This is a genomic window from Fusibacter bizertensis (assembly GCF_029914245.1).
In the GTDB taxonomy this organism is placed as follows: domain Bacteria; phylum Bacillota; class Clostridia; order Peptostreptococcales; family Acidaminobacteraceae; genus Fusibacter_C; species Fusibacter_C bizertensis.
Window position 1 is genome coordinate 162,927 of sequence record NZ_JARYZI010000006.1, and the last position, 21,228, is coordinate 184,154.

General features: G+C 36.4%; 17 protein-coding genes. 14 read left to right on the plus strand and 3 right to left on the minus strand.

Annotated elements, in window-relative coordinates; all coding sequences use genetic code 11:
• Positions 1 to 30: 30 nt before the first annotated feature.
• From secA to tsaD, 8 genes are all read left to right on the plus strand, one after another.
• Positions 31 to 2,772: a preprotein translocase subunit SecA gene (gene secA / locus QE109_RS10670; RefSeq protein ID WP_459251425.1), complete on the plus strand. Its 2,742-nt coding sequence runs from the start codon at positions 31 to 33 to the stop codon at positions 2,770 to 2,772.
• Between the two features lie 208 nt (positions 2,773 to 2,980).
• A protein-coding gene (prfB, locus tag QE109_RS10675; protein ID WP_425365118.1) for a peptide chain release factor 2 occupies positions 2,981 to 4,109 on the plus strand; the annotation gives its coding sequence in 2 pieces (ribosomal slippage) (positions 2,981 to 3,052 and positions 3,054 to 4,109; 1,128 coding nt in all).
• The gene (locus tag QE109_RS10680; protein ID WP_281094467.1) at positions 4,084 to 6,381 is read left to right on the plus strand and encodes a Tex family protein; all 2,298 of its coding nucleotides are present in this window, start codon (positions 4,084 to 4,086) and stop codon (positions 6,379 to 6,381) included. Before prfB ends, QE109_RS10680 begins: the two co-directional genes overlap by 26 nt.
• A 67-nt stretch (positions 6,382 to 6,448) precedes the next feature.
• Positions 6,449 to 7,606, plus strand: coding sequence for an amidohydrolase (locus QE109_RS10685; RefSeq protein WP_281094468.1), 1,158 nt, complete (start codon positions 6,449 to 6,451; stop codon positions 7,604 to 7,606).
• A 205-nt stretch (positions 7,607 to 7,811) separates the two neighbouring features.
• The gene (gene tsaE / locus QE109_RS10690; protein WP_281094469.1) at positions 7,812 to 8,285 is read left to right on the plus strand and encodes a tRNA (adenosine(37)-N6)-threonylcarbamoyltransferase complex ATPase subunit type 1 TsaE; all 474 of its coding nucleotides are present in this window, start codon (positions 7,812 to 7,814) and stop codon (positions 8,283 to 8,285) included.
• An 11-nt stretch (positions 8,286 to 8,296) separates the two neighbouring features.
• A complete protein-coding gene (tsaB, locus tag QE109_RS10695) occupies positions 8,297 to 8,968 on the plus strand; it encodes a tRNA (adenosine(37)-N6)-threonylcarbamoyltransferase complex dimerization subunit type 1 TsaB (RefSeq protein ID WP_281094470.1) in 672 nt (223 codons plus the stop codon).
• A gap of 17 nt (positions 8,969 to 8,985) precedes the next feature.
• Positions 8,986 to 9,411, plus strand: a complete 426-nt coding sequence (gene rimI, locus QE109_RS10700; RefSeq protein WP_281094471.1) for a ribosomal protein S18-alanine N-acetyltransferase — start codon at positions 8,986 to 8,988, stop codon at positions 9,409 to 9,411.
• On the plus strand, positions 9,408 to 10,448 hold the full coding sequence (gene tsaD, locus QE109_RS10705; RefSeq protein ID WP_281094472.1) for a tRNA (adenosine(37)-N6)-threonylcarbamoyltransferase complex transferase subunit TsaD: 1,041 nt from the start codon (positions 9,408 to 9,410) through the stop codon (positions 10,446 to 10,448). Before rimI ends, tsaD begins: the two co-directional genes overlap by 4 nt.
• A gap of 413 nt (positions 10,449 to 10,861) precedes the next feature.
• Here the strand turns inward: tsaD and acpP are convergent, their stop codons facing one another.
• On the minus strand, positions 10,862 to 11,095 hold the full coding sequence (acpP, locus tag QE109_RS10710) for an acyl carrier protein (protein WP_281094473.1): 234 nt from the start codon (positions 11,093 to 11,095) through the stop codon (positions 10,862 to 10,864).
• A 125-nt stretch (positions 11,096 to 11,220) separates the two neighbouring features.
• Positions 11,221 to 13,125, minus strand: a complete 1,905-nt coding sequence (locus QE109_RS10715) for an ABC-F family ATP-binding cassette domain-containing protein (RefSeq protein ID WP_281094474.1) — start codon at positions 13,123 to 13,125, stop codon at positions 11,221 to 11,223.
• Between the two features lie 251 nt (positions 13,126 to 13,376).
• On the opposite strand from QE109_RS10715, the gene QE109_RS10720 reads away from it, so the two are divergent.
• From QE109_RS10720 to QE109_RS10735, 4 genes are all read left to right on the plus strand, one after another.
• A complete protein-coding gene (locus QE109_RS10720) occupies positions 13,377 to 14,009 on the plus strand; it encodes a redox-sensing transcriptional repressor Rex (RefSeq protein WP_281094475.1) in 633 nt (210 codons plus the stop codon).
• Positions 14,010 to 14,141: 132 nt separating this feature from the next.
• Positions 14,142 to 15,320, plus strand: a complete 1,179-nt coding sequence (locus QE109_RS10725) for an acetyl-CoA C-acetyltransferase (RefSeq protein ID WP_281094476.1) — start codon at positions 14,142 to 14,144, stop codon at positions 15,318 to 15,320.
• A gap of 29 nt (positions 15,321 to 15,349) precedes the next feature.
• Positions 15,350 to 15,802, plus strand: coding sequence for a MarR family winged helix-turn-helix transcriptional regulator (locus QE109_RS10730; protein WP_281094477.1), 453 nt, complete (start codon positions 15,350 to 15,352; stop codon positions 15,800 to 15,802).
• Between the two features lie 231 nt (positions 15,803 to 16,033).
• Entirely contained in the window at positions 16,034 to 17,269 is a 1,236-nt protein-coding gene (locus tag QE109_RS10735; RefSeq protein ID WP_281094478.1) for a cation:proton antiporter, read from the plus strand.
• 138 nt (positions 17,270 to 17,407) lie between these two features.
• Here the strand turns inward: QE109_RS10735 and QE109_RS10740 are convergent, their stop codons facing one another.
• On the minus strand, positions 17,408 to 17,575 hold the full coding sequence (locus QE109_RS10740) for a DUF362 domain-containing protein (protein ID WP_281094557.1): 168 nt from the start codon (positions 17,573 to 17,575) through the stop codon (positions 17,408 to 17,410).
• Between the two features lie 403 nt (positions 17,576 to 17,978).
• Here QE109_RS10740 and gdhA point away from each other — a divergent pair, with 403 nt between their 5' ends.
• Both gdhA and QE109_RS10750 read left to right on the plus strand, forming a co-directional pair.
• Positions 17,979 to 19,322: an NADP-specific glutamate dehydrogenase gene (gene gdhA, locus QE109_RS10745; protein WP_281094479.1), complete on the plus strand. Its 1,344-nt coding sequence runs from the start codon at positions 17,979 to 17,981 to the stop codon at positions 19,320 to 19,322.
• A gap of 243 nt (positions 19,323 to 19,565) precedes the next feature.
• Positions 19,566 to 21,197 (plus strand): PucR family transcriptional regulator, encoded by a 1,632-nt coding sequence (locus tag QE109_RS10750; protein WP_281094480.1) that lies wholly within the window; start codon positions 19,566 to 19,568, stop codon positions 21,195 to 21,197.
• Positions 21,198 to 21,228 lie beyond the last annotated feature (31 nt).

Here is a 21,228-nt window from a genome sequence, read left to right on the forward strand (position 1 = left end):
CTACAAATATAGAATAATGGGGACAGAATAATGAGTCTTTTAAAAGTAATTTTTGGCGATATTAATGCAAAAGAAGTAAAGAAACTTGAAAAAACAGTGGATCAAATAGAAGCGTTAGAAGGAAAATATAGCGCTATGTCTGATCAAGAGCTTCAAGGGATGACAGCTTTACTAAAAGAACGTCTTTTTAAAGGTGAAACGCTAGATGATATTTTGCCAGATGCGTTTGCAACGGCAAGAGAAGCCGGTAAAAGAGTACTTGGCATGCGTGCCTATAGAGTACAACTAATGGGTGGTATCGTTCTGCATCAAGGACGAATCGCTGAGATGAAAACGGGTGAAGGTAAAACGTTAGTGGCAACACTTCCTGCATATCTCAACGCACTAAGTGGCGACGGTGTCCATATCGTTACTGTCAACGATTATCTTGCGTCTCGTGATAAAGAGTGGATGGGTAAAATTCATGAATTTTTAGGACTTAAAGTTGGTTGTGTTGTGCATGGTGTGGAAGGAGAAGATCGTAAAAATGCTTATCTTTCTGATATCACATATGGAACCAACAACGAGTTTGGTTTTGATTACTTAAGAGACAACATGGTAATGCGTCAAGAACGTCTAGTTCAGAGACCGCTTAACTTTGCAATTGTGGATGAGGTAGATAGTATACTTGTAGATGAGGCAAGAACGCCTTTGATTATCTCAGGTGAAAGTGCGAAATCTACAGACCTTTATAGAGTCGCGAACATGTTTGCAAAAACGTTAAAAAACGAAGAAGATTTTAAAATTGATGAAAAAGCAAAAACGATTACTTTAACTGATGGCGTTGTTCAAGATAAGTTTGGTTCAGTTGAAGAAGGCAGTGAAAATAGAAATGGTGTTAAGAAAGCTGAAACTTATTTTGGAATTACTAATTTATCTGATCCGGAAAATCTTGAATTTTCACACCATATCAATCAAGCTATTAGAGCAAACTACTTGATGAAGAGAGATGTAGATTATATCGTTAAAGATGGAGAAGTAATTATTGTTGATGAGTTTACTGGCCGTCTAATGTATGGTCGTCGTTATTCAAATGGACTTCATCAAGCCATTGAAGCAAAAGAAAACATAGAAGTTAGAAAAGAATCGCAAACATTGGCGACAATTACGCTACAAAACTATTTCCGTATGTATAAAAAATTAGCGGGTATGACAGGTACGGCAAAAACAGAAGAAGAAGAATTTAGACATATTTACAACATGGATGTTGTAATGGTGCCAACCAATCGACCTATCGCTAGACTTGACATGGAAGATGGCATTTATAAAAATTTGCAAGGTAAGTTTAATGCTGTTTTAAATGATATTGAAACACGCCACGCTACAGGTCAACCTATACTTGTGGGTACAATTAGTATTGAAACTTCAGAGTTTTTAAGTACTTTGCTTAAGAAAAAAGGCATTAAACATGAAGTCTTAAATGCAAAGCAGCATGATAGAGAAGCTGAAATTGTCGCTCAAGCAGGTCGATTTGGAGCAGTTACCATAGCGACTAATATGGCAGGTCGTGGTACAGATATCGTACTTGGTGGTAATCCTGAATTCTTAGCAAAACGCGATATGTTAAAGAAAGGTTATGATGAAGCACTAGTATTGGCTGCCGCTAGTCCTATCGTAGGAGATGAACCAGAAGTACAAGAGGCTAAAAAAGTATATGATGAACTTTATCATTCGCATAAAGTTGTAAATGATGCAGAAGCAGAACAAGTTAAAGCAGCAGGTGGACTTCATATTATTGGTACAGAGAGACATGAGTCAAGACGTATTGATAATCAGCTTAGAGGTCGTGCGGGTCGTCAAGGAGATCCCGGATCTACTCAGTTTTATATCTCGTTTGAAGATGATTTGATGAGGTTATTTGTAAGTGAACGCGCTAAATCCATCGTTGATACGTTAGGTTTTGAAGAAGACATGCAACTTGAGAATAAACTTTTAACCAAATCAATTGAAAACGCTCAGAAAAAAGTCGAGGGAAGAAACTTCGGAATCAGAAAGCATGTCCTTCAATACGATGATGTAATGAACATGCAACGTGAGATTATATATGGTCAAAGAAACAAGGTGTTACATGGTGAAGATTTAAGAGATAATGTCATGAACATGATTGAAAAAGTTATTGAACGTACTATTCCTATGTTTACTGAAGGATATAAGTATCCTGAAGAGTGGGATTTAGAGGGTTTGTTTAACCACTTGCACCCATTGTTTTTACCTTTAGGATCTGTACAGATAGATCGAGTTGAAGACCTTACAAAAGAAAGTCTAAAAGAAATAATTCTTGCGAAAGCAAAAGAAATTTATGCAATTAAAGAAGAAGAAATTGAAATTGAACGTATGAGAGAGGTTGAACGCGCGATTCTTTTGAGAGTTGTTGATTTGCACTGGATTGATCACATAGATGCCATGGATGATTTGAAACAAGGTATTGGACTTAGAGCGATAGGACAGCAAGATCCAGTTATTGCATACAAAATGGAAGGTTTTGAGATGTTTGACGAGATGATTGCTAACATTCAAGAAGAAACCGTTAAAGCTTTATTCCATGCAACGATTCAAACGGAAACAGAACGAAAAGTCGTAGCTAAGATCACCAATACATCAGGTACTGGAGACGGAACTTCGACAAAAAAACCAGTAAAAGTAGATAAAAAAGTTGGTAGAAACGACCCTTGTCCGTGCGGGAGTGGCAAAAAATATAAAAAGTGCCATGGCGCTTCATACGATGGTGAATAGTCAAAGTGGTCGTTAAAGCAAGTTTTTTGCTAATATTCACAAATTGTTATGAAACAAGCGTATAATATAATAGTCAGATTAGGCCAGAATTGATCTTTCATTCTGGCTTTTTTAAAGTCTTAATTTTGTTGTGTTTCATCACAACTAGAATATCAATAATCAGAAGATGAATAGTCGGATGATGTTATTTATGAGAGAGGTGAGCTATATGATTTTATTAGAGAAAGTTGGAAAAGAAGTTAAAAAACTAAAGGCGTCTATCGCTGAGCTTGAGGTGTCACTTTGACTTAGCTAACGTTAGGTACAGAGTTGAAGAAATCGAGATGGATATGACAGCGCCCGATTTTTGGAATGACAACGAGGCAGCACAAATTAAGCTTAAGTTTCAAAAGATGCTAAAAAATAAGATTGAAAAGTATGACCAACTGTTTGGAAAAGCAGAAGAACTTGAAGGCTTAATCGAAATGGCACTTGAAGATAACGATGATTCTATGGAAGAAGAGATTGATGAAAGTTATCGTGAACTTGAAGTAGCCTATGAAAAACTCTTGCTTGAAACGTTGTTAAAAGGCGATTATGATGCCAATAATGCAATTTTTTCTATACATGCTGGTTCTGGTGGTACTGATGCGCAAGATTGGGCATCCATGCTACTTAGAATGTATAAAAGATGGGGTGAACAACACGGCTATGGTGTAAAAGTACTTGATCTTCAAAATGATACTGAAGCTGGAATCAAAAGCGTCTCTCTTCTATTCGAAGGTCTCAATGCTTATGGATTTTTAAAATCGGAAAAAGGTGTGCATCGTATTGTAAGGATTTCTCCTTTTGATGCCTCAGGTAAAAGACATACTTCTTTTTCATCGGTTGATGTTATGCCAGAACTCGATGATTCTGTTGAAATTGATATAAATCCTGTAGACTTAAAGATTGATACGTATAGGTCTTCAGGATCTGGTGGTCAGCATGTTAATACCACAGACTCAGCGGTAAGGATTACACATATTCCAACAGGTGTTGTGGTGCAGTGTCAAAATGAAAGATCTCAGATTGCCAATAGAGCAACTGCTATGAAGATGCTCATGGGAAAATTAATTGAATTACAAGAGCGTGAGCATAAAGACAAAATCGAGGACCTAGCAGGTGATTATTCACAAATCACATGGGGGAGTCAAATTAGATCGTATGTTTTTCATCCATATAATCTTGTAAAAGACCATAGAACTGGTGCTGAAATGGGGAACATACAAGCGGTGATGGATGGAGATATAGATATATTTATTGATGCATATTTGAAGGAGGCCAACAACCATGAACTTAAAACCGACAACGCATAAAGAAGAGACTGAGGCAGCTTTAGAAGCAGAAAAACTAGCGATTATTGAAGATGCAGCAGCAAGAAAACTTATCGTCGCGCAACTGAGTAAAGAGTTGGCACTTAAGTCGTCTCAAGTCGAATCTACTATTGCTTTAATAGATGAAGGAAATACAATCCCATTTATTGCAAGGTATCGTAAAGAAGTAACAGGTGGTATCAGCGATGAAGTGCTTAGAAATTTTGATGACAGGCTCAAATACCTTAGAAATCTACAAGCGAGAAAAAATGAAGTCTTGAGAATAATTGATGAACAAGGAAAATTGACCCCTGAATTAAAGGCGGATATTGAAAAAGCTACTGTACTCCAAACTGTAGAAGACTTGTATCGACCATATAAACAGAAAAAAAGCACGCGTGCTTCAAAAGCAATCGATAGAGGACTTGAACCGCTTGCAGATGTAATTTGGTCACAAGAGATGGTTAGTGGTGATTTTGATTCGATAGCTGCTACGTATATAGATGCTGAAAAAGAAGTCGCAACCACTGCTGATGCTATTGCTGGTGCAATGGATATTATTGCTGAGCGTATCTCTGATCATCCTGAGAACCGCGCATTTATCAGAAAGATGTCTATTGCACAAGGCGTTGTAGAGTCAACAGCAGTAAATGATGCAGAATCCACAGTGTTTGACATGTATTATAAGTACTCAGAGCCAATTTCAAAAATTGTTAACCATAGGATTTTAGCAATGAACAGAGGTGAAAGCGAAAAAATTCTAAAAGTTAAGTTAAATACACCAGATGCGTTGATACTTGAGCGCCTAGAGAAAGCTGTTGTTACAAATCCCAAAGCGATAACAACGGGCTATCTAGTGGCGGCAATGGAAGATGCTTATAAAAGGTTGATTTCACCTTCTATTGAAAGGGAAATTAGAAGTATGTTAACAGAACGTGCTGAAGAAGAGGCGATTAAAGTTTTTGGGAAAAACACCAAGTCTCTTTTATTAGTTGCTCCTGTAAAAGATGCACGTGTTCTTGCCGTTGATCCAAGTTATCGAACTGGTTGTAAACTTGCCGTTTTAGATGAAACAGGAAAACTTTTAGAATACGCAACAATCTATCCAAATGCACCACAAAACAAAGTTGAGGAAGCTAAGGTTAAGCTAACTGAACTCATCAAAAAACACCGAATCAACATTATTCCTATTGGAAATGGAACGGCATCTAGAGAAACAGAACAACTAATAGCGGAACTCATAAAAGAGTTAAAAGAAGAAGTTTACTATACCATTGTCAGCGAGGCAGGAGCTTCGGTGTATTCTGCATCTAAACTTGCTACAGAAGAGTATCCGGATATAGATGTATCTATAAGAGGTGCAATCTCTATTGGAAGGCGTCTTCAAGATCCACTTGCAGAACTCGTTAAAATAGATCCTAAAAGTATAGGTGTAGGGCAATATCAACACGATGTTAATCAAAAAAGATTGGAAGAACAGTTGACGAATGTCGTTGAGGATTGTGTTAACAGTGTCGGCGTTGACCTCAATACTGCTACACCATCTCTACTGAGCTATGTTTCAGGTGTTTCATCGGCAATCGCTAAAAATATCGTAGCTTATCGAGATGAAAATGGTAAATTCAAGTCTAGAAAAGAACTTCTAAAAGTTAAACGACTAGGTGATAAAGCTTATCAGCAAGCAGTTGGTTTTATGAGGATTCCAAAAGCGAAGAATCCACTAGATAATACGGCTGTCCATCCAGAATCATATGAAACGACAAACAGACTTCTAGATACACTGGGATTTAGCCAAGAAGATATCGCTAGTGGGGCTGTGAAAGACATCGTAGGTCGCGTGATTCTTCAATCGGGTGTAATGGGTAGCCAACCGGATGCGATGAAATATCAAATGGGCCTGGAGAAGTTATCTAAACAACTTGATATAGGGGTACTCACATTAAAAGATATTGTAGATGAGATCGTAAAACCTGGTCGCGATCCAAGGGAAGATATGCCGAAACCGATCTTCAGAAGTGATGTTCTGAAAATGGAAGATTTGCAAGTAGGGATGATCATGCAAGGCACTGTTAGAAATGTTGTGGATTTTGGCGCTTTCGTAGATATCGGTGTCAAGCAAGATGGGCTTGTGCATATCTCTGAGATTTGCGATCGATTTATCAAACACCCTATGCAAGTACTTTCTGTTGGAGACAATGTGAAAGTTCAAATTATTAGTATTGATCTCAATCGACATAAAATTGGCATGACCATGAAAAATATTAAAGAATCCTAATGCAGTATGACGTTAGAAGTGCTATAATTTAATTAGTGTTACGAAACAATACGTAGGGAGGCCATTCATGCTTTTTATCAAAAACGCAAAAATTTACACAATGGCAGGTGAAGTCATTGAAAACGGATGTATTTTAGTAGAAAATGGTAAGATCAAAGAGATTGGTACAGACCTTGTAGCGCCACTTGACGCTCAAGTGATCGATGGAGAAGGTAAGAACGTTTTTCCAGGTTTTATTGACGCACACTGCCATATCGGTATGTGGGAAGAGGGCATTGGTTTTGAAGGTGCTGATGGAAACGAGATGACTGATCCAGTTACACCACATCTTAGAGCGATTGATGCACTCAATCCAAGAGATGAAGCTTTTGAAAATGCCATAAAAGGTGGCGTTACAACTGCTGCGACCGGACCAGGAAGTGCAAACGTTATCGGCGGTACGTTTTCAGTAATCAAACTTCACGGCAATCGTATTGATGATATGATTGTGAAAGAAACTTTGGCTATGAAATGTGCTTTTGGTGAAAACCCAAAACGTGTTTATAACGACAAAAAAATGATGCCATCAACACGTATGGGCACAGCTGCAAAATTAAGAGAAACTTTAGCTAAAACTGTAGAATACAGAGATAAAAAAGTAGCTGCTGGCGGGGATGCATCTAAGATGCCAACGTATGACATGAAGCTAGAAGCGATGCTTCCTGTAATTAATAAGGAAATTCCTTTAAAAGCACATGCGCATAGAGCTGATGATATTTTCACTTCAATTAGAATTGCAAAAGAATTTGATGTGCTTTTGACACTTGAACATTGTACAGAAGGACATTTGATTGCAGATCAACTTGCAAAAGAAGGATATCCAGCAATAATCGGACCTTCATTTGGTAATAAATCAAAGTTTGAGCTCAATCAAAAAACTTTTGACACACCAGGTGTACTTCATAAAGCAGGTGTGAAAATAGCGATTATGACAGATAGTCCTGTGATTCCACTTGAGTATCTACCAATGGCTGCTGCTTTAGCACATAAAGCCGGTCTTGAGGAGATGGAAGCACTTAAGTGTATCTCTATAAATGCTGCTGAGATATTAGGTGTTGATGACCGCATCGGTTCAATTGAAGTCGGAAAAGATGCTGATTTAGTAGTATGGGAAGGTCATCCTTTTGATTTACAAGCAAGAGTTGCATTCACGCTTATAAATGGTGAAGTTGTATACCAAAAATAATAATAGAAACTTTACAAAAGTATCATGAGGGAGATCTTTGCACAGATTGAAAAATCAATGTGAATTTCTCCCTTTCCTTTTTACATATTTGTCCTAAAAATTGATTAAAAATTTTTTTTGTTATAAAATATAGTGTGGTCTAGTTAGTGATAAGATTAGATTTAACACTTAAATCTTAAAGATTAATAATAGATGAGGAGTTAGCATGCGCATTAAACTCAAACAATTAGAAGATACAGAGAAATTTGCAAAACAATTGATAAGGTACTTAAAGCGAGGACAAGTCATTTGTATGGTAGGGGATTTAGGTGCAGGTAAAACTACTATGACGCAGTTTTTATGTAGCTTACTTGGCGTAGATGATTATATTACAAGTCCAACTTTCAATTTAATGAATTCTTATACTGGCAAGTTGGCAGGTGATGATATTGAGATTCATCATTTTGATGTGTATCGAATTTTTGATCCAGATGAAATGATAGAAGTTGGATTTGATGAGTATTTGTTTGGTAATGGGATTAGTATTGTTGAATGGGCCAACCAGGTTGAAGAAATGTTACCCAAAGACAGTATCTGGCTTCGTATATCATTTGATGCTATGGGAGAACGTATACTAGAATATTCAGGTGGTCCACTAACGGATGTGATCATGGATGAATTTGAGTATTTAAATGAATGAGGAGCTTAATTATGAAGATTTTAGCGATAGATACATCATCAAGTGCAGCGGGAGTTGCGCTTTTTAAAGAGAATAGATTAATGGGTGAATTTGTAGTAAATACTGCACAAACCCATTCTCAGAAACTTATGCCTATTGTTGATTCGCTTTTGAATCAGACGCAGACAGCTATGGATGAAATTGATACTTTTTTCGTCTGTGAAGGTCCAGGGTCATTTACAGGTGTCAGAATTGGTATTGCAGCGATCAAAGGATTTGCTCAGCCTTTTGGGAAGAAAGTATTTGGCTACTCAAGCATGTTTTTATTAGCGTGTAACTTTAGATATGAATCAGGGTATATTTTTACAGCAATTGATGCGAAGAGAGGCGACGTTTATTATGGTGTATATACATGGCAAGATGATAAACTTATAATCCTTGAAGAAGGAATAGAAGCGTTGTCCAAGCTACTTCCTCTTGTTGCGGAGAAATACAAAGACAAACCCGTGATACTGGCAGGTGATGTGATCGCGATATATCCAGATGCTGTGAAAGAGTGGCCGGGACGTTTGTGCAGGCCAGAAGATGTCGTTCAAAGAGTTGGGAACTTACATGTCGCATCCATTGTTCAAAGTGATGCGGGCAGTGTTTATGAAATAAAAGCAAACTATATGAGAAAGTCTCAAGCAGAGAGGGATAAATGATGCTAATTTCTCGAAGAATGAAAGTAGAAGATATTGATCGCGTATTTGAAATAGAGACAAACTCTTTTACAACACCATGGTCTAAAGAATCTTTCCACCAAGAACTGATCGAGAATACTTTAGCAGAATATTATGTACTTGAGCTAGACGATTACATTATAGGATATGGCGGTATGTGGTTGATTATAGACGAGATTCATATTACAAATATCGCCATAGATACGCCGTTTAGAGGGCATGGTTATAGCAAAACCCTTATGTATGCTTTAATTGAGTTTGGCGCAGCAAATGGTTATCACCATATGACACTTGAAGTGAGAGTGAGCAATGATGTTGCAATCGCTCTTTATGAAAAAATAGGATTTACAGGCGTTGGAAAAAGACCAAAGTATTATATAGACACTGGTGAGGATGCCTTAGTAATGTGGAAGGAAATCAAATGAAAATAAACGAAAATCAAAACGTAAATGATGTCATTACTTTAGCAATTGAAACGTCTTGTGATGAAACTGCATGTGCAATATTGAAAAATGGACGTGAGATTCTATCCAATGAAGTTTACACTCAGATAGAGATACATCAAGCATTTGGTGGGGTTGTGCCTGAAATAGCATCTCGAAACCATCTCGAAAAAATATCGGAAGTTATGGATAAAGCGTTAAATGATGCTGCAGTCACCTTTAGTGATATAGACGAGATTGCCGTGACATACGGTCCGGGACTTGTAGGCGCTTTATTGGTGGGGCTTTCAACTGCAAAAGGTCTAGCATATAGCCTTGATATCCCATTGATTCCCGTAAACCATATTGAAGGACATATCGCAGCGAATTATATTGCACATCCTGAACTAGAACCTCCATTTGCCTGTCTAGTTGTATCAGGAGGGCATACACATCTTGTAGACGTTAAATCCTATACCGAGTTTGAAATCATCGGTAGAACAAGAGATGACGCCGCTGGAGAAGCTTTTGATAAGATCGCAAGGACATTAGGTCTTGGTTATCCAGGGGGACCACTGATTGATAGAATTTCAAAGGAAGGAAATCCCTTAGCAATTGATTTTCCAAAAGCTATGTTAGATCAAGAACATATGGACTTTAGTTTTAGTGGGCTTAAATCTTCGGTGCTTAATTATCTTAATTCTTGTAAAATGAAGCAAATTGAGATCAACGTTCCCGATGTTTGTGCAAGTTTTCAGCATGCGGTTGTACAGGTTTTAAAACACAAGGCACAGCAAGCCGTTATAAGTACGGGGTATGAAACTTTGGTTATAGCAGGTGGTGTCGCTGCAAATAGTTCATTGCGTGCTGCCTTGGGCGAAATTCCGGGAATTAAGCTATATTATCCACCGATCCATTTGTGTACAGATAATGCTGCGATGATTGGATGTGCAGGTTATTATGCTTCCAGAGCTGGAAATCGAGGACACTTAGAAACCAATGCAGTACCTAATTTGAAAATAGGGGAGAAAAAATATTAAAAATGGGACGAGAGTCCCATTTACTTTTTTGCCACAAAAAAGGCAGATTATTTGTTGTTAAGTGATTATGTAAACCAAAGCCGTGTAACGATATTCATGTTCAAAAAACAGTACAATTGTGGACAACATTGTGGATAGTGTGGAACATTATAATTTCAGTGGACTACGTTCTTGACAAACTGTGGATAACAGTGTGGAAAACAGTGGATAACCTAGTGAAGCTGTGGACTAAATGTATTATATACACTTTCATATATGAAAATGCATAAAATTTATGCATTTTTTCGGTTTCCATAATAATTACACTGTTAACCATGTAACTGTGATTTTGATAAAATAAGTTAAAAACAATCATAAAAAAATGAGCCTATTAAAATAGACTCATTTATGATTAATGAATTTTCACTAATTTTCTACCCTTCAATCTCGATGCTGTTCAAGTAATTGATAATATCGGCAATAGATGTAAATTGTTCAGCTTCTTCATCAGGGATCTCAATTTCAAATTCATCTTCAATCGCCATGATAATTTCAACAGCATCTATTGAATCAATATCCATACTATCAAACGAAGTATCTTGTTTGATCTCAGCTGGATCAATAACGCTTAGTTGCTCAACAATAATAGCCTTTATTTTCTTAAACATATGTACCTCCTAAAATTCTGTAAATACGTGTTAACACACCTTTATTACTTATTTTTAATTATAAAGAAAAAATTTGATTTGTCTACATTGTTTTTAGTGATAATGGACTAGGACTTCTGAACAAATTATAATATTTCTAATAATTCATAAAGTTCAGAATAAAGTGTATCAATGTGACTTTTTAAACTTTCAACTTCTTTTTGTACTCTAAAAGCCTCATTATGGTCATTATAGACCTCAGGACTGCATAGTAATAAATCTAATCGATGCAATTCACTTTCTGCATCTTCAATGCTTTTTTCAACATTTTTAAGTGCTTGTTTTTGCTTTTTGATCTCTTGAGATTTTTCTTTTTCTAATTTTGCTAGTTCCTTTTGTTTGGTTTTGGTTAATGTGGGTTCTAGTGTCTCTTCTGTTGACAATTGATTTTTTTCAATGATCTTTTGCTGGTAATAGTCATAATTTCCCCAAAAGACTTCTATTCCCTCTGATGAGAGTTCAAAAATTTTAGTGCAAATTTTATTGAGAAAATAGCGGTCATGCGAAATAGTGATCATGGTACCGTCATAGCTATTTAAAGCTTCTTCTAGTGTTTCTTTGGAGTAAAGATCTAGGTGGTTAGTCGGTTCATCTAGAAACAACAGATTTGAAGTAGAAAGCATCAGTTTTAAAAGTGTCAGTCTGCCACGTTCACCACCACTTAGTTGATGAACATATTTATCAATATCATCACCTGAAAACAGAAAAGCCCCCAGAAGGCTTCTGACCTCAGTAATAGATAGCTGCGGATTGTCATCGTGAATTTCTTCGAGCACTGTATTTTCCAGTGTTAGCGTATTCATCTCTTGATCATAATAACCTGGATAAACATGATGTCCAAGTGTGAGCTCGCCGTCATCGAAAGAGAGCTGACCAAGCAAGATTTTAAACAAAGTTGTCTTACCTACACCATTGGGTCCTATCAGTCCGATACGATCACCTTTATATACTTCCATAGAAACATCTTGAAAGACCTCTTTATCTTCATATGCCTTTGAAAGTGACTTTGCCATAAGGACTTCCTTACCACTAGACACGCCTGCTTTAAGGTCGATTTTGAAATGAGCTTTAAAGAGTTTAGGCTGCGTCATCACTTCCATATGCGCAAGACGCTTTTCTCTTGAACGTGCGCGCTTTGCCAATTTTTCAGTTCCTCTATCTTTAAACTTTCTGATTAGTGCTTCTTGTTTATTTAGTTCCTTTTGCTGGGACTCATATTTTTTGAGTTCAGCTTCAAATAACATCTTCTTCTGATCGATAAATTGACTATAATTACCATTATAAGTAGCTAATATACCATCTTCAATCTCAAAGATCCTAGTTGTAATTTGATCGAGAAAATAACGGTCGTGTGAAATCATGATAATTGTACCTGGATAAGTTTTCAAGAATTCTTCTAGCCATTTAATCGCGGAGATGTCCAAGTGGTTAGTAGGTTCATCGAGAAGTAAAATATCAGGTTTTTTTAAGAGTAATCTTGCTACACCGACTCTTGATTTTTGTCCACCACTTAACTGGTTAATGGGTTTGTTATACTCATCATCAGAGAACCCAAGTCCACTTAGCACCCCGCGAATACGGCTGCTAATAGAGTACCCATCTAGTGTTTCAAATTTTTCTTGTAAAAAACTATATTCATCTAGAACCGACTGTGAATGATCATCAATCATTTTCAGTTCTAATAGTCGCATTTCTTGCTCAAGAGCGAAAATATCACTAAAAACCTCTTCGCAATAATCAAAAGCAGAAGCTGAGATGTCTAGGTTGGTATTTTGTTCAAGATAACCTATCGTCATCTCTTTAGCAATAAAGATATCACCAGAGTCTTTGCTTTCTATACCCATGAGGATCTTCATAAGCGTGGTTTTTCCAGCACCATTGACACCAATAAGACCAACTTTATCCCTGGCGCTAACAGTAAAGCTTATATCTTCTAAAATGTCATCGATTCCATATGCTTTTGATATGTTTGTACACGAAAGAGCAATCATTATAAACCTCAAATCAAAAAAATATTCATAAACTACATAAGTCACTAGATATTATAACTTAAATCATATAAAATAAAAAGAGATTCGAGAGGCTAAATGCCTTGTTATATATTTGACAGTCTTTCTATGAAAGTGCTATAATCTGAATATCAGTAAGATTGGTAAGATCAAATAACTTGAAATCGGAATAAATAAACCTTTATTTAGTATTGAAGTAAAGGTAATAGTTGATTTGATGATGAGGTGAAGAAATGAAAGATAAGAATATCTCAGTTGCAGTAATAAGAAGACTCCCAAAATACCATCGCTATTTGAAAGAAATGCTTGATAATGATATTAAGAGAATATCTTCAAAAGAGCTCAGTAAAATGATAGGATTTACTGCTTCTCAAATCAGGCAAGATCTTAATAATTTTGGTGGATTTGGTCAACAAGGTTATGGCTACAACGTTGAAGATTTATACAATGAAATTGGAAAAATTCTTGGATTAACAAGGCAATACAACGTAGTAATAGTAGGTGCTGGTAACTTAGGTCAAGCGCTTGCTAATTATTCGAGTTTTGATCGCTTAGGCTTTAAATTACAAGCTATGTTTGATGTCAATCCTAAAGTGATTGGATTAAAGATCAATAACGTAGAAGTAATGGATATGGATAAGTTCGAACAATTCGTTGATGAAAATAATGTTGAAATAGTCTACATATGTACAAGTAGAGATGGTGCGCAAGAAGTTGCGGATAAGATTCAAAAAACTAAAGTTAGAGCAATTTGGAATTTTGCACCTGTTGATTTAAAACTCAAATCAGATATTATAGTAGAAAATATTCATCTGATTGACAATCTACTCACTGTTTCTTATTTCTTAAAGGAAAACTTAGAATAGTAGATCATGATAAACTGTTTATGAATAATTTATATTTAAAAGTGGGATAAGGGATGACCTTATTCTTTTTTTTTGATAAAATAGTCAATAGGGATTGTCACAAAAGGGATTTTAAAACTAGGGAGGTTCAAAATGAAAGAAGTTGTTATCGTAAGTGCAGTACGTTCTGCACTAGGTTCCTTTGGAGGAACACTTAAAGATGTTACACCAGCAGATCTTGGTGCGACAGTTATCAAAGGAGCACTTGATAAGATTGGTTTAGCACCTGAAGCAGTAGAAGAAGTAATTCTTGGTTCTGTAATCCAGGGCGGATACGGACAAGGTGTTGCAAGACAAGCTTGGATTAAAAATGGCTATCCAGTGGAAGTACCTTGTACAACGATCAACATGATCTGTGGTTCGGGACTAAAAGCAGTTTCCATGGCATATCAGTCAATTGTATCTGGCGCAAATGACGTGGTTATCGCTGGTGGAACTGAGAACATGAGCATGGCACCATACCTTATAAAAAGTGGACGCTGGGGTCAAAGAATGGGCAATGGCGAACTTTATGATACGATGGTAATGGATGGTTTATGGGATGCATTTAATAACTACCATATGGGAATTACAGCAGAAAATGTAGCGGCGCAGTTTAACATTACAAGAGAAGAACAAGATGCGCTCGCGTTTAACTCACAGAAAAAAGCAGCTCATGCAAGAGCAACAGGCAGATTTAACGATGAGATCGTTCCTGTATATATTCCTATGCGTAAAGGTGATCCTGTTAAATTTGATCAAGATGAATATATAAAAGAAACAACAATTGAAAAATTAGCTGGACTTAGACCTGCTTTTAAGAAAGATGGCGGAACAGTAACTGCAGGTAACGCATCTGGGATCAATGACGGTGCATCTATGGTTGTTGTCATGAGTAAAGAAAAAGCAGATGAGTTGGGTCTTAAACCACTTTGTACAATTGTAACGCATGCATCAGCAGGCGTTGATCCTAAAATCATGGGTACAGGACCAATTCCAGCAACTAAAAAAGCACTTGCAAGAGCTGGACTTAAAGTAGAAGACTTAAGCTTAATTGAAGCAAACGAAGCATTTGCAGCACAAGCGCTTGCAGTAAGTAAAGAACTAGGTTTTAATCAAGAAATTGTCAATGTAAATGGTGGCGCTATCGCACTTGGTCATCCAATCGGCGCTTCTGGTAATAGAATATTAGTAACACTTATTCACGAGCTTATTAAAAGAGATGGTGAATATGGACTTGCGACACTTTGTATCGGTGGCGGTATGGGTGAAGCACTTATTATCAAAAGATAATTACGTCTTAGAGTTATGGTGGAGGCACAATGGCAAATTATACGCGAGAAATAGCACATATGTTAGATCGACTAAATACTAAGATATTGACACAAGATAAAAATGGCTATTTCCGTAAGGATTTGAAAGTCAAATTAAACCTCGTTGAATTATTGTTATTAAAACAATTAGGTGAGAGTGGCGAAGTAAAACTGAATCAACTTATTAAGACTTTGGAAGTAGATAGAAACTTGATTACAACAACTGTCAAACGTCTGAGTAGTCTTAAGTTGGTTCAAAAGCGTGCTGATGAAATAGATGGGCGTGGCCAGGTGATTGTACTTTTGCCTGCAGGTAAAGAGCTATATAATTCACTCATTACGCAGCAAAGCCGAGAGCTTGACTTTATACTAGATGATGTCACCATCAATGAAGAGAAAACAATCCTCAAGTTTATCAGTAAAATGGTTCAATACCATACTGATAAATTTGAAATCAAGTAAGTGTTATTTAAGAATAAAAATAATTTGTATAAATCAAGAAAGTGAGTTTGATTTGAAGACGTATTTTTCAAGTTAACTCACTTTTTTTGTTTTGATGATCAAGGATACATAGCACTCACATCGATACAACAAAATTAAACTGTTAAGAAAAATACTTAGTGAATACAATAATACATGTTGAAGTTAGCTTCAAATAGGAGTACAATCAAATTTGTTTGTCAAGGAGGAAATATGGAAAATGCAATTATACAATCGGCAGATCAATTGATGGAGCTCATGGGTCTCGTAATTTTAGCCGGGCTTATTTTTACAAAAATCAGTAATATTGTCAAGCTCCCAGATGTCGTACTCTACATTTTAGCAGGAATCATACTTGGTCCTAGGCTGCTAAACTGGATCAATATCGATAAATATCCCGTAGAAAATCAACTCATCTTGTCCTTTGGAGCAGCTTATATCTTATATGATGGTGGTAGAGAAATTGATCTTAAGATTCTCAATAAAGTAAAGTTGTCTGTAGGGATGTTATCAACAGTAGGTGTTATGATATCCACTACAATAGTAGGCTTTGTTGCAATGAAAGTGTTCAACTTGCCATTGACCTATGCACTATTGCTTGGGTCAGTAATTGCATCCACAGACCCATCGGTACTTGTACCGCTTTTTAAAAAGATGAATATAAGCACAAAACTAAAACAATCCATTATCTCTGAGTCAGCATTTAACGATGCCGCTGGTGCAGTGATTACCTTTTCGCTTTTAGCCGTTATTTTAGGAGGGGAGTTTTCACTAGGAGAGAGTTTGCTTGAACTTGTTACTTCTATTATAGGAGGACTTGCAATTGGTGCGACTATTGGTTATATGACACATCTTTTAACAGATGAAAAACAAAAATGGGGCATTTTTAAAGATTATGCCACTGAACTTGTTTTGGTTTCAGTTGTAGGCTCGTATTTGATTTCTAATCATTTTGGGTTTAGCGGATTTATGGCAGTTTTTATCATGGGAATGTTCTGTGGCAATAAAAAGATATTTAAATTTTGGATTCCAGAAGAATCTTTTCAATCACATTTACGCTTTAAAGAAGTCTTAACAGTTATCTTGAGGATGATGATCTTTATCTTACTTGGCACGCATCTACAATTTGACACGTTAATTGCAAATCTAGGTTCAACCCTTATTGTAGTAGGCGCCTTGATATTCGTAGCTAGACCTATATCGGTTCTTGCATGTGTCTTAATAGATAAAAAAGCAGAGTGGACTTGGAAGCAGATCATTTATCTGATGTGGGTACGTGAAACTGGTGTTATCCCGGCAGCACTTGCAGGGATGCTCGTTACATCTGGTGTGTTGCATTCTGATATAATTTCATCGGTTACATTTGCCACAATCATGGTAACTTTGACGTTTCAGGCTAGTACTGCAGGAATTCTTGCACATTTTCTCAAGTTAGATGTAGGAAAATAAAATGATTTTTTATACATGTTCTGTGTATGTTTTATGTATACTTAATACGTGCAATAAAAATATGAAATTTTGATTTATAAAAAGTTTATTTTGAATAAAAAAAAAGGACTTCATCGCTGAAGTCCTTTTTCAATTTAATTATTCAGGTTGTGGAGCGTCAACTGGGCAAACATTTGCACAAGCGCCACAATCGATACAATCAGCACTTACAACGTAGATGCTATCACCAGCAGAAATAGCGTTAACTGGACATTCTGGCTCGCATGCGCCACATGAAATACAAGAATCATTAATTACGTACATAATAGACCTCCTTATAAAGTAAAGTTAACTCTTTGTTTAACTTTTGTCACCTCATTATAATACCCAGTGGTTATAAAGGACAACTTATTAAACGAGAAAAAAAGCAATTTTGCCATAAGTACAATGATAATCATTATTAATAGAATAATATAACCAAAACACTTGCAACTGTCTGAATTATCAGAAAACAAAGGGATGAATAATTCCCCACAGGGCATAAAAAAATGCAATAACTATTGCAAAAAGTTTATAGATTTACATGTCAATATAGTTTACACTGTAGTTGGGATGTGTTAAGATGAAAGCGTTAGAGGGTTTAATATTTTTTTAACAATCTCATAACACGAAGCAATATGACCCTATGGGTCAGGGGTAACCACATATCATTTTAAAGGAGATGTTTGAAATGAAGTACATTCAAGAAGTATTTGAGCAAGTTAAAGCGAGAAATGCGAATGAGCCAGAATTCTTACAGACAGTTGAAGAAGTATTCAAGTCATTAGAGCCTGTGATTGAAAGACATCCAGAATATGTAAAAGCAAATATTCTTGCAAGAATCGCTGAGCCAGAAAGACAAATTACCTTTAGAGTTCCATGGGTAGATGATGCTGGTAATTTAAATGTGAACAGAGGATTTAGAGTTCAATTTAACGGCGCAATTGGACCATACAAAGGTGGTCTTAGATTCCACAAGTCAGTATATATTGGAATCGTTAAATTCTTAGGTTTTGAGCAAATCTTTAAAAACTCTTTAACTGGCCTACCAATCGGTGGCGGTAAAGGTGGTTCTGACTTCGACCCTAATGGCAAATCAGATGCAGAAGTAATGAGATTTTGCCAAAGCTTCATGACAGAGTTATATAGACATATCGGTCCAGACGTAGACGTTCCAGCTGGCGACATCGGTGTTGGCGGAAGAGAAATCGGCTACTTATATGGTCAATATAGAAGAATCAGAGGCGCTTTTGAAAATGGCGTTTTAACTGGAAAAGGTTTAACTTATGGTGGATCTTTAATTAGACCAGAAGCAACTGGCTTCGGTGTAACTTACTTTACGAGAGAGATGCTTAAAGCACATGGCGAAACTTTCGAAGGTAAAACAGTTGCATTATCAGGTTTCGGTAACGTAACTTGGGGAACTGCAATTAAAGTAACTGAACTTGGTGGTAAAGTTATCACTATATCAGGTCCAGATGGCTACATCCACGATGAAGCTGGTATTTCTGGCGAAAAAATCGAATTCTTACTTGAACTTAGAGGAAGTGGAAAAGATATCGCGGCACCTTATGCTGATAAATTCCCTGGATCTAAATTCGTTGCTGGCGAAAAACCTTGGGGCATTAAAGCTGATATCGTTATTCCTTGTGCAACTCAAAACGAAATCAGAATTGAAGATGCTAAGAAAATCGTTGCTAACGGCACTAAATTCCTTTGTGAAGCATCTAATATGCCATGTACAAATGAAGCAATTGACTATTTCCTTGAGCACGGCGTTATCGTAGGACCTGCTAAAGCAGCTAATGCTGGTGGTGTTGCTACTTCTGCTCTTGAAATGAGCCAAAACTCTATGAGATACAATTGGACTGCTGAAGAAGTAGATGCTAAACTTGACCAAATCATGGTTAACATCCACGCAAGTGCAGCTAAAGCATCTGAAGAATATGGCTTTGGTTACAACTTAGTTGCTGGTGCAAACATCGCTGGTTTCAGAAAAGTTGCTGATGCTATGTTAGCTCAAGGCAATTACTAAGATTTATTTTAAAAGTATGGGAGAATCTCTAAGGAGATTCTCCTTTTTTAATACATAGAAAAAAGTGTTTAGTCACAGATCGATTCAGCCACGTGTTTATTTGTAATAAGTGTACATAATTGCCGATTGTGTGAAAATATATAAAATACTTGTCAACTAACCACAACAAACAAAGTCAATGTTGTATAATTTTACATGTTTGCTATAATTAAATTATGAAAAAGTAATAAACGGGAGGTCAAATTGATCAACGAATCGAATGTCCTATTAAAGGAAGTTTTAGAACTTCCACTATTTAAAACATCTAAACTGCTGACAGAACATGAAGACTTAAACATGCAGGTAACGTCTGTAAACGTAATGCTCGATAAGGAAATCATTGATTGGATCGGTCAGGATGGACAGCTCATTTTGACCACCGGACAAATTTTTGAGAAAGTTTCAGTAAAGGAGCAAATTGAGCTCTTTAAAGCCATAGCAGAGAAAAATGTAACTGCAGTTTTTATCAAGATCACGCCATATATAGAGGCTTTAGAACCAGAAGTGATAAAGGTTTGTTCTGAGCTAAACCTAGCTGTAGTTGACCTTGACTATCAAGTTTCATTTACAGAGATTTTTTCAACCGTTTACAGTTTGATGTTTGCGAGGCAATCAGCTGTACTTCAGCGTGTAGAAAACCTACACAAAGATACCATGAATGTTGTTATAAATGGTGGTAATTTAGACGATATTTTAAGAAGTATCCAAAAGACCATAACATCACCAGTGTTTATAAGAGACTATTATTTTGAAGACACCTATTTTATCAAAAAAGCCTTTGAAGATGATTATGCGCTACTTTATGAAAACATCGAAGGGATCCAGCTTGATGGCAAAAATTCTAAGTTAATCTGGGATACCGTGACGTTTAAAGAACGTGAAATAGAACGCTTGATTATCCCTATTTTTGTTAAAAATCAAGTTTTTGGACATATAGTCACGTATGGAAAAGACTATGCGATTTCTAATTATGATAAACTTGGACTTGAGGCAACCTCCAATATCATCGCACTTGAATTTTTAAAGAAAATCTCAGTGCAAGAAGTTGAAAATAAATATAAATTGGAGTTCTTTGATGACTTGATCGCTCTTGATGAAGTAAGAAGACAAAAGGCGATTGAGAGAGCTTCGAATTTTAGATTTTCAGAAAGTGCCAATTATGTCATAATCGATGTGAATGTAAGTAGTAAGCAGACCATTGATGAATCTGAAAAAGCACTTAAAGCTGCCTACTTGATAGAAATGATCTGCAAGGATATGGGAAGGGCTTATATGATCCTTAATAAGAGCGATCGTATCTATGTCCTCATCATGCTAAAAGAGGGCGAGGGTGCAACAACTGTTAAAAAATATGTGAAATATATATACGATATTCTTAAGTCAAAGATGAAGAAGTATCAGACTCAGATTGGTGTGGGTCGAATTTATAAAGGGCTTAACCAAGTCCACAAGAGTCTGCAAGATGCAATAAAAGCACTTGAAGCAGCAACGTATTATATAGAAGATGAGATTGTTCTCTTTGAAGAGATGGGGATATACAAAATTCTATCAAATAGTGCAATTCAGACTGAACTCGAGATATTTTACAAAGATATACTAGAGCCACTTGCACTTTATGACAAGAGAAAAGACACTGAACTAGTGAAAACACTTGAAGTGTATTATGAATGTAATGGCAATCTAAAAAAAATGTCAGAACACCTATATACTCATTATAATACTGTTTTGTATCGTCTCTCAAGAATTCAAGAAATTATGAAAATTGACCTTGATAAAGAAGAACACCGCTATGCGGCGCAGACTGCACTCAAGGTGCATAAAATTTTAAGGTTATAACATGGACTAAAAATAGACGCGTAACTGATAA

Bases quoted from the DNA above. Each gene is read 5' to 3' on its own strand.
- secA (WP_459251425.1), top strand. From the start codon at position 31: ATGAGTCTTTTAAAAGTAATTTTTGGCGATATTAATGCAAAAGAAGTA.
- QE109_RS10680 (WP_281094467.1), top strand. From the start codon at position 4,084: ATGAACTTAAAACCGACAACGCATAAAGAAGAGACTGAGGCAGCTTTA.
- QE109_RS10685 (WP_281094468.1), top strand. From the start codon at position 6,449: ATGCTTTTTATCAAAAACGCAAAAATTTACACAATGGCAGGTGAAGTC.
- tsaE (WP_281094469.1), top strand. From the start codon at position 7,812: ATGCGCATTAAACTCAAACAATTAGAAGATACAGAGAAATTTGCAAAA.
- tsaB (WP_281094470.1), top strand. From the start codon at position 8,297: ATGAAGATTTTAGCGATAGATACATCATCAAGTGCAGCGGGAGTTGCG.
- rimI (WP_281094471.1), top strand. From the start codon at position 8,986: ATGAAAGTAGAAGATATTGATCGCGTATTTGAAATAGAGACAAACTCT.
- tsaD (WP_281094472.1), top strand. From the start codon at position 9,408: ATGAAAATAAACGAAAATCAAAACGTAAATGATGTCATTACTTTAGCA.
- acpP (WP_281094473.1), bottom strand. From the start codon at position 11,095: ATGTTTAAGAAAATAAAGGCTATTATTGTTGAGCAACTAAGCGTTATT.
- QE109_RS10715 (WP_281094474.1), bottom strand. From the start codon at position 13,125: ATGATTGCTCTTTCGTGTACAAACATATCAAAAGCATATGGAATCGAT.
- QE109_RS10720 (WP_281094475.1), top strand. From the start codon at position 13,377: ATGAAAGATAAGAATATCTCAGTTGCAGTAATAAGAAGACTCCCAAAA.
- QE109_RS10725 (WP_281094476.1), top strand. From the start codon at position 14,142: ATGAAAGAAGTTGTTATCGTAAGTGCAGTACGTTCTGCACTAGGTTCC.
- QE109_RS10730 (WP_281094477.1), top strand. From the start codon at position 15,350: ATGGCAAATTATACGCGAGAAATAGCACATATGTTAGATCGACTAAAT.
- QE109_RS10735 (WP_281094478.1), top strand. From the start codon at position 16,034: ATGGAAAATGCAATTATACAATCGGCAGATCAATTGATGGAGCTCATG.
- gdhA (WP_281094479.1), top strand. From the start codon at position 17,979: ATGAAGTACATTCAAGAAGTATTTGAGCAAGTTAAAGCGAGAAATGCG.